The organism is Flavobacterium sp. DSR3-2, assembly GCF_049896525.1.
GTDB lineage: Bacteria > Bacteroidota > Bacteroidia > Flavobacteriales > Flavobacteriaceae > Flavobacterium.
Map to the genome: position 1 here is coordinate 57,245 of NZ_JAFCUM010000010.1, position 14,351 is coordinate 71,595.

11 protein-coding genes are annotated in these 14,351 nt (G+C 34.5%); 9 read left to right on the top strand and 2 right to left on the bottom strand.

Going from position 1 to position 14,351, the window contains the following annotated elements:
- From ACP7AV_RS12225 to ACP7AV_RS12265, 9 genes are all read left to right on the top strand, one after another.
- Nucleotides 1-1,173: a glycosyltransferase family 4 protein gene (locus ACP7AV_RS12225; protein ID WP_426092190.1), complete on the top strand. Its 1,173-nt coding sequence runs from the start codon at nt 1-3 to the stop codon at nt 1,171-1,173.
- A 3-nt stretch (nt 1,174-1,176) separates the two neighbouring features.
- Nucleotides 1,177-2,721 carry a glycosyltransferase family 2 protein gene (locus tag ACP7AV_RS12230; RefSeq protein WP_426092191.1) on the top strand — a complete coding sequence of 515 codons (1,545 nt, stop codon included), beginning with the start codon at nt 1,177-1,179 and terminating at the stop codon, nt 2,719-2,721.
- Nucleotides 2,718-3,710 (top strand): glycosyltransferase family 2 protein, encoded by a 993-nt coding sequence (locus ACP7AV_RS12235; RefSeq protein WP_426092192.1) that lies wholly within the window; start codon nt 2,718-2,720, stop codon nt 3,708-3,710. Before ACP7AV_RS12230 ends, ACP7AV_RS12235 begins: the two co-directional genes overlap by 4 nt.
- Nucleotides 3,711-3,772: 62 nt before the next feature.
- Nucleotides 3,773-4,606 carry a class I SAM-dependent methyltransferase gene (locus tag ACP7AV_RS12240; RefSeq protein WP_426092193.1) on the top strand — a complete coding sequence of 278 codons (834 nt, stop codon included), beginning with the start codon at nt 3,773-3,775 and terminating at the stop codon, nt 4,604-4,606.
- Between the two features lie 13 nt (nt 4,607-4,619).
- Nucleotides 4,620-5,717, top strand: coding sequence for a glycosyltransferase family 4 protein (locus ACP7AV_RS12245; RefSeq protein ID WP_426092194.1), 1,098 nt, complete (start codon nt 4,620-4,622; stop codon nt 5,715-5,717).
- Complete coding sequence (locus ACP7AV_RS12250; protein WP_426092196.1) at nt 5,714-6,829, top strand: glycosyltransferase; 1,116 nt, start codon at nt 5,714-5,716, stop codon at nt 6,827-6,829. The genes ACP7AV_RS12245 and ACP7AV_RS12250 overlap by 4 nt, the downstream gene beginning before the upstream one ends.
- A gap of 82 nt (nt 6,830-6,911) precedes the next feature.
- Nucleotides 6,912-8,012: a glycosyltransferase gene (locus tag ACP7AV_RS12255; protein ID WP_426092197.1), complete on the top strand. Its 1,101-nt coding sequence runs from the start codon at nt 6,912-6,914 to the stop codon at nt 8,010-8,012.
- Nucleotides 8,009-9,361, top strand: coding sequence for an O-antigen ligase family protein (locus ACP7AV_RS12260; RefSeq protein ID WP_426092198.1), 1,353 nt, complete (start codon nt 8,009-8,011; stop codon nt 9,359-9,361). Before ACP7AV_RS12255 ends, ACP7AV_RS12260 begins: the two co-directional genes overlap by 4 nt.
- A 516-nt stretch (nt 9,362-9,877) precedes the next feature.
- Nucleotides 9,878-11,272, top strand: coding sequence for a sugar transferase (locus ACP7AV_RS12265; RefSeq protein WP_426092199.1), 1,395 nt, complete (start codon nt 9,878-9,880; stop codon nt 11,270-11,272).
- Between the two features lie 249 nt (nt 11,273-11,521).
- Here ACP7AV_RS12265 and ACP7AV_RS12270 read toward each other — a convergent pair whose 3' ends face one another.
- Nucleotides 11,522-12,661, bottom strand: coding sequence for a DUF4105 domain-containing protein (locus ACP7AV_RS12270; protein WP_426092200.1), 1,140 nt, complete (start codon nt 12,659-12,661; stop codon nt 11,522-11,524).
- A 445-nt stretch (nt 12,662-13,106) separates the two neighbouring features.
- The gene (locus tag ACP7AV_RS12275) at nt 13,107-14,093 is read right to left on the bottom strand and encodes a PorV/PorQ family protein (protein WP_426092252.1); all 987 of its coding nucleotides are present in this window, start codon (nt 14,091-14,093) and stop codon (nt 13,107-13,109) included.
- Nucleotides 14,094-14,351 lie beyond the last annotated feature (258 nt).

The window sequence follows — 14,351 nt, forward strand, 5'->3', positions numbered from 1 at the left end:
ATGAAAATAGCTTTTTTAACGCCTGAATATCCACATCCGAAAACGGGAAGTTCCGGAGGCTTAGGAACGAGCATCAAAAATCTGGCGATGGGACTTTTAGCGGAAGGCTGTTCGGTACGTGTTTTAGTGTATGCTCAAAAAGAAGAAGGTGTTTTTTATGACAATGGTATTTGTATCCAACAAATCAGAAATGTAAAATTTAAGGGATTGTCTTGGTATTTGACCCGAAAAAAACTGGAGAACATTATTAATACTTTACATGAGGATAAAGAAATTGATTTGGTAGAAACACCGGACTGGACCGGAATCACGTCATTTATTTCACCTAAAAAATGCCTTGTTGTGATACGGTTGAACGGTTCTGATACCTATTTTTGTCATTTGGATCAGCGTCCTGTAAAATGGGTGAATCGATTTCACGAAAAAAGAGCGTTAAAAAATGCCAATGGTTTGCTATCTGTCAGTCAGTTTACTGCTGACACTACTAATGAGGTGTTTGGTTTGGCGAAGAAATTTACAATCATTCCGAATGGTATTGATACGGATGTCTTTAATTATAATAGCGATGACAATAGCAATAACAAAAATATAAATGCTAATAAAAATAAGAACAACATACTGTATTTTGGGAGTTTAATTCGTAAAAAAGGATTGTTAGAGTTGCCTTTTATTTTTAATGCAGTGGTTGCGAAAAAACCAGAAGCGAAATTAATTCTGATAGGAAAAGATGTTCCAGATATTATTTCGGGAGATGGTTCCACTTGGCGGCTGATGCAAAATTTGTTTACCCCAGCTGCACTTCTCAATGTGACTTATTTAGGCGCTGTGCCGTATCATGATATAAAAAATCAAATTAACGCAGCGACTCTTTGTGTATTTCCTACTTTTGCAGAAGCCTTGCCCGTTTCCTGGATTGAGGCCATGGCATTGCAAAAACCTATTGTATCTTCGAATATTGGATGGGCTCCAGAAGTTATTGATGAAGGGGTGAATGGATTTTTAGTGCATCCAAAAGATCATTTGCAGTATGCTGCTCGAATTATTCAGCTGATGGATGATGATGAATTGCAAAAAGATTTTGGATTGGCGGCTAAAAAGAAGGTTAGCGAAAAATTCAGCATGGAGAAAGTGGCACAACAGAGTTTAGTATTTTATCAATCTTTAATTCAGTAATCTTTGATTGTAGTATATCATTTGGAGAATAAAATTACAGAAGTAATTAGTCCGGAAAATCAGAAAATTAAATTTGATTATACAGGGACTATTGCAGCTGGCTTAATTAAATTAGCAGTTGCATTTCCTGATGAAAAGATAGTTTGGTGTCATTCGACTTACAAGGAACACCTTGCTGTTGAAATGATAAATACTCTTCTCCATCATAATAAAATGATGCTCTCGTTTCGACCGAAATCAGGTAATTTTTTTGATAATTCCATCGGATATGTAGAGGAGTCTTTATTTATAAATGTAAATAAAGAGGTGTCGTATCCCACATGGCAAATGAGCAGTTATGTTGGGGTTATTCATGCTTCTGTTTTGAACTTAATAGGTGATAAAATAGTTTGCGATCCCGATTTTGATTATTATTTGAGTTCAATGGCTAAATTGTGTATGCCTTTGGGATTGTTGTGTTATTCTGAACCACAACTTTTAAAGTCGGTACAAATAAGTGATTCGCCTACTACAGCATCCAGCCTTACTCTATTTCGTTTTGTAAAGCAGCATTATAAAACGAGATGGGTGTTTTTGTTAGCGTTGAATTTGCTTTTATATGAACGCAAAATTTTGTTTTATTCTTTTATTTCCGCACTTTTTTATAAAAGAAGAATTAGTAATAAAATAAATATAGATGGTATTGTCGTTCAGTCATCAAGAGTAGTTATAGATACAGGAATTATTGATGTAATTATCCCTACTATTGGAAGAAGCAACTATTTATATGATGTATTAAAAGATTTTTCAAAACAAAGTCTTTTACCGCATAAGATTATTATAGTGGAACAAAATCCAGAACCATTCAGTAAGAGTGAATTGGATTATATAGCAACGGAAAATTGGCCATTTGAAATACAGCATATTTTCACGCATCAGGCAGGAGCTTGTAATGCCAGAAATTTGGCTTTGAATCAAACTACAAGTGAATGGGTTTTTTTAGCGGATGATGATAATCGATTTGATTCAGATTTACTGAACGAGGTTTTTCAAAAAATAAAAAAATATGGTTGCAATGTAGTTACAACATCCTATCCTCAAAAAAAAGAGAGGATATTACATCGCAAGGTAATACAATGGCCTACTTTTGGTGCTGGCAATAGTTTTTTAAAAAGAACCATTTTACAGAATGTAAAATTTAATTTGGCATTGGAATTCGGTTATGGTGAAGATAGTGATTTTGGGATGCAATTACGAAATCAAGGGCATGATGTTTTATTTTTACCGGAACCTTTAATATTGCATTTAAAAGCACCAGTTGGAGGGTTTAGAACGAAACCATTACTGCGGTGGCATGCTGAAACCATTCAGCCAAAGCCATCTCCTACAGTGATGCTGTATTTGATTACGCATAACACAAAACAGCAAATCTTAGGGTATAAAACCGTTTTGTTTTTTAAGTTTTATAAGCATCAAAAGATTAGGAATCCTTTTCAATATTTCGCAGTTTTTAATAAGCAATGGAACCAGAGTCTCTTTTGGGCTAATCAATTAAAAATAGATTCATGAAATTTTCATTGATAATTTGTACTTACATGCGTGCTAGGCCTTTATTGCAACTATTAAAGTCTGTGAGAGAGCAAACAATATATCCAGATGAAATTTTAATTATCGATGGCTCCACTAATCAGGAAACGACGTTAATTTTAGGTAATAATTCATTTGATAACTTAAATTATTACTCCGTTCCACCACAACATCGAGGCTTGACTAAACAACGCAATTTTGGAATTGAAAGAGTTGCAGCTGATGCAGAAGTTGTATGCTTTTTAGACGATGATATTGTTTTGACAGCTACTTATTTTGAAGAACTATTAAAAACGTATCAAATCTTTCCAGAGGCTTTGGGTGTTGGAGGTTATATTATTGATGAAATTAAAACTGAATTTGTTGGAGAGGAATATCAGCCAAATATGAATGAATTTTATTTTGACGGATGGAAAAGAAAAGACGGCAGTCGATTCGTGCTAAGAAAAAAATTGGGATTAGACAGTGATTGTCCACCAGGGTATTCCTCTATGTATTCGCACGGTCGTAGTGTTGGTTTTTTGCCTCCTAGCGGTAAAACGTATGAAGTGGAAATGTTGATGGGCGGAGTATCTTCGTTTAGAAAAAAAGTATTTGCTACTTTAAATTTTTCAACTTATTTCGACGGCTATGGGCTGTATGAAGATGCTGATTTTAGCTTGAGAGTAGCTAAAATGGGTAAGTTATATTTGAATACTGCTGCAACTTTGTACCATCATCACGATACCGCAGGAAGACCTAATAAATATCAATACGGGAAAATGGTCGTGCGAAATGGTTGGTATGTTTGGAGAACAAAGAACCCTCAGCCAAAATTAGAACATCAACTAAAATGGCATGCGATTACTTTGCTTTTGACTAGTATTCGATTTAGTAATACTTTAACCAGTAGCACTAAAAAAGAAGCCTTTACGGAAGCAGTGGGAAGGACTGTCGGTTGGTGGAGTTTGTGGTTTAAAAGACCAAAGTAAAATTTATGATAATTAAAGAGCTAAGTGTTAATGTATATTCTTCTTTTAAAAAAAAAAACACTATGGAATACAAAGAATGTAAAATTTGTCAGAGCGAATATAAATTGATTAATAAAACCTATAATTTAGGACAATGCAAAAAATGTAAACTAATTTTTTGTTTAACAATTTATTCTCAAGATCAATTTATTGCAGTTTACGATGAATTATATAATAAAGACAATGCAATTTATCGGAACCACGCCATAGTGGAGTACGCCATGCTTTTAAAAAATAAAAAAATTAAAGTTGGATATCATCGTTCAAGGCTTTTAAAAAAACATGTTCTCAATGGGAAATGTGAATCTGTTCTCGAAATAGGAAGTGGTATCGGTCTAATTGGTTCCTATATTCGCAATGAAAATGAAAAGATTAAATATTTAGGAATTGAAATTGATAAAGAATCGTACAAAAAATCTCAATTTTTAAAACTTAATACCATTAACGATGATTTTACCGTTATTAATACTATAGGAGAATCTTTTGATGTAATTATGCTATGGGAGGTAATAGAGCACTTACAGGACTTAAAATTATTTCTGGAGTTGGCTTATAAAAAATTAAATAAAAACGGAAAAGTTATTCTTTCTACTCCAAATTATAATAAGATTTATAATTATTCAAAAAGGGACAAAGACGCCATATTTCAAGATAAACCACCAGTTCATTTGAATTTTTTTACTAAAGAAAATATCACCTCTATTTTTGAAATTAATCACTTTGCTAAATGTAAGGCTACGGTTAAGAGATTTCCTTATCTTGAAGTAAAAAGCAAAAAATTTTATATTGATTTTTTAAAATCTTTATATAATAGTTATAATGGTTCTACTATTTATTTAGAAGCAACAAAAGCATAACAGGTATAAATTAATGAAAACAATATTAATAGCCCATAATTATAGTGAGGTCTCTTTTTCGGCTATGAGTTATCATTTGGCAAACTATCTGGCTGAATTAGGACATCAGGTTGTTTTTATTTCTCATCAACCCTACTTGCTAGAAAAAAAGATTGTCTTAAAAGGTGCAGGAAAAATTGTTGTTTTTTCCTGGCCTACAATAAAAAGACCTACTTCTTTACAAGATTTTTTATGGTATTGTAAAATACATGTTAAATACAAACCGGATGTGATAATTGGCCATTTTGTTGGAAGCAATATTACTATTTTAGGCTCAAAATTGTTGTCTTTTGGAACAGTAAAAACTTTTGATTATTATCATACCTTGACGGATCAACTTTTGACAGATCTAAAAAAAGTCACATTGAAGCAAAAAATACTATTTTTCAGAAAAAAAGTTTTTTACAACTTGTTCTGTGATGTATTTGTATGTCCCTCTGAATTGGCTAAAAAGGATTTGGCCTTATTTCATGGTATCCATAAAGGATCTGTAGTCTTGAATCCCATGGTGGATCGATTTGAAAATAATAAAGCCCTCCCAAAAAATATTATTATTTTATCGTATTTGGGCAGATTGGATCCTTCAAAAGGAGTGATTGATTTAATTGAAGCTTATAAAGAATACAAGGAGAGGGTTGTAAATTCAAAAATTATTTTGAGAATTGCAGGAACTGGAAGCCAAGGAGTAAAAATTAACGAATTGGTTAGGAATATTTTAGGTATAGAGTATAAGGGAGCATTGGAATATAGTAGTATTGATGATTATTTGAACGAGAGCCATTTCACAGTAATTCCATCAAAATTTGATAATTTGCCTACTGTTGGTTTGGAATCAATGATGAATCAGACCCCTCTGTTAATTTCGAATACCACAGGACTGGCTGATTATTTAATAGACGGGAAAGAATGTTTTAAATTTGATTCTAATATTGCATCGATGGTTTTATTATTTGGTAGAGTTGAAAGCAATTTCGATGCTCAAGAGCAGATGAGCAGGGAGGCAAGAGCTACGTTTTTAGATAAATTTAGTATCAATATGTATTGTAATATTTTTTCTGAACTTGTTTTATGAAGTTTGTTATTATCACTCATGTTCCTCACATAAAAGAAGAGAACAAATATTATGCGTATGCTCCCTATGTTCGTGAAATGAATGTTTGGGGAAACTATCTAACAGAGATTTTGATAGTAGCACCACTGGCATCAACAGATAAGACTACTATCGACTGCGCTTATAATCATCCTAATATCAAATATAATGCTATTGCTAATTTTGATATACTGAACTTTAAAAGCCTCTTTAATGCTTTTTTAAAAATTCCGGGGATTTGCGGGCAAATTTTTGTTGGTATGAATAACGCCGATCATATTCATTTGCGTTGTCCAGGAAATATCGGTTTATTGGGTTGTTTAGTTCAAATTTTATTTCCCAATACTCCCAAAACGGCTAAATATGCCGGGAATTGGGATCCTAAATCAAAACAGCCTTGGACGTACAAATTGCAAAAATGGATATTAAGCAACACTTTTTTGACGCGAAATACGCAGGTTTTAGTGTATGGGGAATGGGAGGGAAGTTCCCGAAATATTAAACCATTTTTCACCGCTACGTATTCGGAAAACGAAAAAATGGCTCTACCACCAAAAGTGTTACAAGGCGTATTAGATTTTGTTTTTGTGGGTACTTTAGTCAAAGGAAAACAGCCGCTTTATGCCATTCAGTTGATTGAAAGATTGCATCAAAAAGGGTATGCCGTGCGTTTGCGCATGTATGGTGAAGGAGTAGAACGGGAAGTTTTGGAGGATTATATTGCAGTCCATCAGCTAGAGTACATTATTACTTTAGAAGGAAATCAATCCAAAGCAATCGTACAAAAAGCCTATCAGGACAGTCATTTTATAGTGTTGCCTTCTGAAAGTGAAGGGTGGCCCAAAGTGATTGCCGAGGGGATGTTTTGGGGTTGTGTTCCTGTTGCCACTTCTGTTTCGTGTGTGCCTTTTATGCTGGATTATGGGAAAAGAGGGCTTTTGCTGAAAATGGATTTAGAGCATGATAGTCGATTGATAGAAGCTGTTTTGCAGGATCAAACGGATTTTGACCGTAAACGAATTAAAGCCTCGGACTGGTCGAGGAGTTATACGCTGGAGGTTTTTGAGCAGGCGATTGAGGGTTTGATTGTTTGAACAGGATTAACTGTTTAATTGTTTAAGGAGGGTTAATTGTTTAAAGTTTGAGGAGATGCAGCGGAATTATTAAAGATGCAAAATGAAACAAAGTACGGATACAATAAGGATTGTTCAAATTATCGATTCACTTGATGCGGGCGGTGCAGAGCGTATGGCAGTCAGTTATGCTAATGCATTAGCCGAAACAATCGAGTTTTCGGGATTGGTGGTTACCCGTAAGGAAGGACCTTTGAAAGTTGAAGTAGGTAACTCCGTTTCGTATTTGTTTTTGAATAAAAAAAGTGTGGTTGACTTTGAAGCCGTTTACAGGCTGAGAAAGTTTGTGAAACAGCATCGTGTAGCTGTGGTTCATGCGCATAGCACCTCATTTTTTATAGCTTTTTTATTAAAATTAAGTTGTCCCACTTTGCACTTAGTCTGGCATGATCATTATGGGGATAGTGAATTTCTATATAAAAGACCTTTGGGTGCTTTACGAATTACAGCTCCATTTTTTAGTGGTATTGTTGCTGTTAACCAAAAATTGAAAGTTTGGGCGGAGCAAAAATTAAATTTTAATAATACCATTTTCTTGCCTAATTTTCCATCAGAAGAAAATAACAGTACATCAGAGACCTTTTTGGAGGGAATTCCCGGAAAGCGGATTGTCTGTCTGGCTAATTTGAGATTGCAAAAAAATCATTTTTTATTATTGGACGTTGCGTGTAAATTGAAATTATCCCATCCCGAGTGGACCTTTCACTTGGTTGGTAAAGATTTTAATGATGATTATTCCCAGAAAATTAAGGATCTAATTGTAGCATTTGATTTAGAAAAAAATGTGTTTCTTTACGGTAGCAAAAATGATATAGCCCATATATTGGAGCAATCGACTGTAGGGATTCTCACGTCACAATCAGAGGGACTACCCGTGGCACTTTTGGAGTATGGATGGTATCAAAAACCAGTAGTGGTTACTGCAGTAGGAGAGATAGCCTCTTTAGTTTCACACGGCAAAAACGGTTTTCTTATTGCGGCACAACAGGAGTCCTTATTTTATAAGGCTTTGGTGGTATTAATCGAAAATGAATTGTTGCAGTTGGAGTTTGGTCAAGCCTTTTACCGTACGGTAGGGGATCATAATTCAGAAACAGCCGTTATCGCACAGTATTTAAATTGGTTGCAAAATAGTTACAAATGAAAAAAGAGGATCAGTCCTATCTTTATTTAATTCTTTTCCATGTGGTGGTTGGTGCATTGGGCTTTTTGTTGCCTTTTACAGCAAAGATTTATGGGTATTCGATTTTTATTTACGGGGTTTATTACATAATAAAAAAACAGAATAGAAATAACGAAGCGTTGATTGCCGCGGCGTATGTTGTAGGAAGTGAAGTTTTTTTAAGGATGACCGGTGGTAATCCACTTTATGAGATTTCTAAGTATGGGGTGATGGTCTTTATTTTGATTGGGATGTATTACAGTGGTTTTTCTAAAGGTGCAGTGCCCTATTGGATTTTTCTGTTGTTGTTGGTTCCAAGTGTCATTATTTCGACTTTCACATTGAATTTTGATACTAATATTCGGAAGGCCATTGCGTTTAATATTTCCGGTCCCGTTTGTTTGGGGCTCGCTTCTTTGTATACGTTCCGGCGTAAAATTGCTTTAGCAGAAATCAACAGTGTCTTGTTGAGTATGGGATTGCCTATTATCACTTGTATGGTGTACCTCACTTTTTATACTCCTAATGTTCAGGATGTTGTTACCGGAACCGAATCTAATTTTCAAACTTCCGGGGGGTATGGACCCAATCAGGTGGCCACGATTTTAGGTTTGGGAATGTTTATTTTTTTTTCCAGAGTAATATTGGATTCTAAAACAAAATTTCAAGTGATTCTCAATTTGATCATTGCCTTAAATATCACCTACCGTGGAATACTTACGTTCTCCAGAGGCGGAATGATAACGGGTTTCCTAATGATCGTTTTGTTACTTGTATTTTTGTATTTTAAATCTAATTTTGGCGGAAGGGTTAAGTTAAATTATATTATTGTTTTATTAATAGGAGTCATGATCGCAACATGGTCCTATACCTCATTTCAAACAGGCGGTCTTATTGACAAACGGTATTCTAATCAAGATGCCGCAGGAAAGACTAAACAGAGTCAGTTTACCGGTAGGGAGGATATAGCCCAAAACGAGATAAATACGTTTTTAAAAAATCCTATTTTTGGGGTAGGAGTTGGAAAAGGGGCTGAAGTTCGTGAGGAGGAAACTGGAATTAAAGTGTTATCGCATGACGAAATTACGCGGATGTTAGCGGAACATGGCTCTATGGGTATAATAGCATTGTTGCTTTTGTTTTTTACGCCGCTGGTTTTGTATTTAGAGAATAAGTTCAATATGTTTTTGTTGTGTTTTGTTGCTTTTTGGTTTTTGACGATTAATCACGCTGCCATGCGTACCGCTGCACCTGCTTTTGTGTATTCTTTATCTCTGTTGAATGTGCAGTTGGGATTTCCCAAGAAAAAGAGTATTGTAGAAGGAGAGTAGAAAATATAGATGAAAGTGAATATAGAATGAAGAAATACTTGCTAAATGTTTTCATTTTATCCTAATCCTAAATAGAGCCAATAATTATTGTGATTGCTGAATGTTTTCGTTTTACCCCAGTCCTAAAGGGAGCCGAGAATTATGGACGTTCTTGAATTAGGATATCGTTGTGTTTCTTTTTTCCTCACTTTAGCGTTGGGGAAGGAAAAAGAAAATAGGATTTGTTTTAATTTTCGTTTTACCCCAGCCCTAAAGGTCGTCGAAAATTCATAACTAACTTTTTAAATGATACGTTATAAATTTTAAATTATTTTTTTGGATAAAAGATTACACCGGTTAATATTTGTAAACCTTATTTTTATGCATTTTGACTGATTTTTTGTAACATTTCATTGTCAATTTTCTGCAATTAAAAAATTTATTAAGTTAAAAAATGGGTTTTGTTAAAAAAATTAATATATCATAATTTTAATTTGGTACAAAAGCACTAAATTGCGTCAAAACCCCAATACACAAATGTTTTCATTTGACAAAATGCATTTTGAAATATCAGAGCGAAAGATGATTCTTCGGCTTTTTGATGTTCTGTTCGTTTTGACGGCTTTGTACGTTACTGGAAACGTATTTGCTTTTGATTATTTTACGATATCTGCCACAAATTATTATTGGGCTATCGTTTTGGCAATTTACATTAATGTATTTGGTACTATTTTTGAAATGTACAATCTTCAGGTGGCCAGCAACCAATATCAGGTATTGAAAAGTACTCTTATTACCGTTTCGACCACCGTTTTAGTGTATTTGATGACACCCTTTTTTTCCCCGCAATTGCCTTCCAACCGACTCCAAATTCTATTGTTTTTTCTGGTCATTTTTCTGGCATTGTTTATCTGGCGCATGATGTATGTTGCTTTTTTAGCCTCCAATCGATTTTTTCAAAAAGCCATATTAATTTGTGATCAGGAACAGGTCCAAGAGCTCATTTTAGGACTAGAAAATATTGATCCGCATTATAAAATAATTGGTTTTGTTAATACGGATGCCAATGAAGAGGAAATGGAGGAATACCATTATGTACAACACATCAAAAGAGATCATTTGTTTTCTTTTGTTAAAGAAAATGGGATTTCTGAAATTGTCATTGCTTCCCAAAAAACGGAGGGGATCACTCCTGAGTTGTACCAGCAATTGCTGCATTTATTAGAGTCTGGAAATATTATTCGAGAATACACCCAGGTTTACGAAAGTAAAACGCAACGTATTCCAGTACAGTATATGTCTCGCGATTTTTATCGCTTTTTCCCCTTCAGTCGAAGCAATCAAAATAAATTATACCGATTGACCATGCGTATTTTTGAGATTGCCATTTCTTTGTCCGGTCTTATTATAGGTGCGTTTTTGTTTCCATTGATACTGGTGGGAAATGTTATCGGGAATAGGGGAGGTCTATTTTATTCGCAAGAGCGTGTGGGCAAAGACGGGGCTGTTTTTAAAATTTTGAAATTCCGCACGATGGTAAAAAATGCCGAATCTAATGGTGCTGTTTTTACCGCTACAAATGATTCCAGAGTGACAATGTTTGGAAAATTTTTACGTAAAACCAGAATGGATGAATTTCCTCAGTTTATTAATATTTTAAAAGGTGACATGGCTGTTATTGGTCCGCGTCCGGAACGTCCTGTTTTTGTAAAAGAAATTGCTGAAATAATGCCTTTTTATGAGACCAGACACATCATTAAACCGGGTCTTACCGGTTGGGCGCAAGTCAATTATTCGTACGGGGAAACCATTGATGATAGTTTAATCAAGCTGCAATATGACCTGTATTACATCAAGCACCGCAGTATTTATCTGGATTTGAACATTGCTTTTAAAACAATAACTACTGTGTTGTTTTATAGGGGCCAGTAGCTATTACTGTCATTATTATTATTATTATTATTATTATTTATTTTGGAGTTCAATATTGTTGCTTTTTCGCCACGGATTTAAACGAATTAAATTCAAAATGGTGATTTATTTTAGGACTATTTGTACAGACTACAAAATAATTATTTCAGTCATGAAGTACACGAATTCATACATTAAAAAAAATTAGCGAATTAGCAGTTGAATACTGATTGTTAAGAGGAATTTTACTAAAAGTATTAAAACGGTTGCTTAGATAATGATAGGAATGCGTTTCTTATTTTGAATAGCCATTCTCACTAAAACAACTCCGCTGCAAACTACCGATGGTAATACTAACACCAAATGTGCTTTGTTGATTATAAAAAAGAAATAAACTACTAATGATAGTATATTGAACAGCGCCAAATTATAAATTCCCTTTTTGTTTTTTGTCCAATAAAAATAAAGTAATCCTAATAATGATGGGTTGAAAAGTAGAATATTGTAGTTGTATCCTAATTCCGGATGTAACGAATAAAACCCAACAAACGCAAAGAATATTCCAAGTATAGCCATGATGCTGAGGTAGAACAAATCGATGCTTTTCTTGTTTATAAAAGCGATGAAACTAAGCAGTATAAAATACGTGTAGGGATTATTCCACCAAGACATAGGAACTTCATTTTTGAATTCGATTATGGTTTTGTTTTGCTTTGCCAATGGTTGGTTTTGAAAAGAAACTTTTTTCAGGCTTTTCTGCAATTCAAAAGGGAGAAATATTTTGCTTCCTAATTGATCTACTTTTTTACCAAAAATAATACTGGTTCCTAATTTTTCATAAAAATGACCGTCAAAATACGGGTATAATATGGTTCTGTACGTGATATCAGTATCGGTATTTTTTACAATGGCAACAGTGTCCAATGTTTTATTGATGATGTCAACCACCATCGAGGTGCAATTTTTGTCGATAAATTTATAGGTATAATGACTTTCACCGGAAGCCAAAGAGGTATTCAGGTTGTCAAATAGTTTTTGTTTTAAATTAAGAGGGATATTCAGTTCCTGCTCATAAACGGATCTTTTTTCATACTGATATTGATTGATAAAATCAGGATAGGAGTGTGCTACAGCAAAATATTGCAAGTTTCCTTTTATGAATTTCATCACGAAATTTGGCGTATTGAAGTCAAAAGCGCCATAATTATACACTACATCAATGGCGTTGGTTGTATCCTTTACTCGAATTGCCGTGTGTCCAAAAAGCGAATAGGATTCATTACCTGTTCCACAAGTGATTACGCTGACGTGTGTGTTTTTTGATAATTGAATGTTTTGTCCGAAACTAAAATGTACCGTTAGAAATAAGAATAGGAGTAATACTATTTTTTTGAAAGAAGATGGATGCATTTAAGGGAATGTTAAAATATGGATTACGGATGGCACAGATTGAAATGATTTCCTATTCCATTGAATTAATTTGTCTTCCAAAGATACTTAAAGAAAACCCGTTGGGTGCAATTATTTAAAATTAAGAACGCCGAGAAGAATTTAAATTAAACACATAGATTCATAGAAAAAAAGAGCAGGATAGCCCAATTCTTGGGTAACAAAGCTATGTTTTACTAAAATAAAGTGAAACGTTTTAATAGAAATACATAAAAACTATGTTTCTATGCGTTAAAAAGAAACTTGAATTACACCTAACGGGTTTAAGGAAAGAAAAAAGGCGCATAAAGTTTTTTGGTAAACCAGAAACGTTTGTAATTGAAACGGGTTTTTGCAACTTGGTATGAAGTTCGAAAAAACTGTTTCAAATTCAATGTTGCTATTTAATTTTAAGTGTTCTTCTAAATTAATTTCTAAACATTCCCAAATCTACTTTTACCGAAAAAATATTCGAATATAAGGTAGCACTTTGATTGCCTAAATCAGTCAGCGCATAATCAATCTGGATGCCTTTGTATTTAAATCCCAAACCGATATTGGGTTGGAAACCTACTTTTTCTGTACTATCCAATTGCTGTACATTCTGAAAATTCCCCACTCCGGCACGAACAAAAACTAAATCAGTATATCCAAATTCCAGTCCCAAAGCCGGGTCGATACTCACAAAATCAGTTGCAATTACGTCATTGGTTCTGGCAAAGCGCATGTTCACATTGGCTGCAGCCTGAATGCTGTAATCATACCGGATAATAAATTTTTTGGCAATTCCTAGTTGTGCTTTTGGAGCCGTAATCTCGGTACTTTCCGGTAATTCCTGATTTTCTCCGGGTATCGCATTTGCAATTTTCTGATACTCGTCCTCGTCAATATTCCAAATATTATAAGTAGTAGTAATATCGCGAAGCATCAGTCCATATTGCCAGTCGTTTTTTTCGAATTGTAATCCAACGTCAAAACCAAATCCCCAAGAACTGGCAAATTTCCCAATAATGCGTCGGATGATTTTCGCATTCACGCCATACTGAAATCCGGGAACCGGTAATTTTCGCGCATAAGAAAAAGTGAAGCCATAATCAGCAGTTGAAAACAAACTGATTCGGTTGTAGTCAATATTGCCTTGGCTGTCGATTAGTTCTGTAGTATTCAAAATGTCATCTACCCCAAAACGGATTAATGAAATTCCCCAAGCGCTGCGGTCGTCTATTGGACTGGCATAGGCCAAGTAATCGTATTGGGCGATGTTCGCAAAATAATTTGCGTGCATTAAAGACACCTGATGGTCTTGCAGACGGATGAGACCAGCAGGATTCCAATATCCTGAATTGACATCATTGGTTGAAGCCACGACAGTATTTGACATACCTAATGCCGCCGCATCCACGCCGATATTCATGAACTCATTCGAGTATTTCCTAACAACCTGACTGTGCATCAGGGTACTTATCAGAAGGATTGCTGCTAAAAAGTTTTTTTTCAAGGGTGTCATTTTTACAAACGAAATGTCCGTTTAATTTTTATCAAAAATATAATTTTTTACTCAGGTTATTTCATTTTGCTGTTTAATTTACTGTGTTGGCCGCACGGTTTAATTTTAAAGGAGTGTTGCTACATTTTAAAGTGGCACGCGGATGAAACGGATGAAGCTGATTTT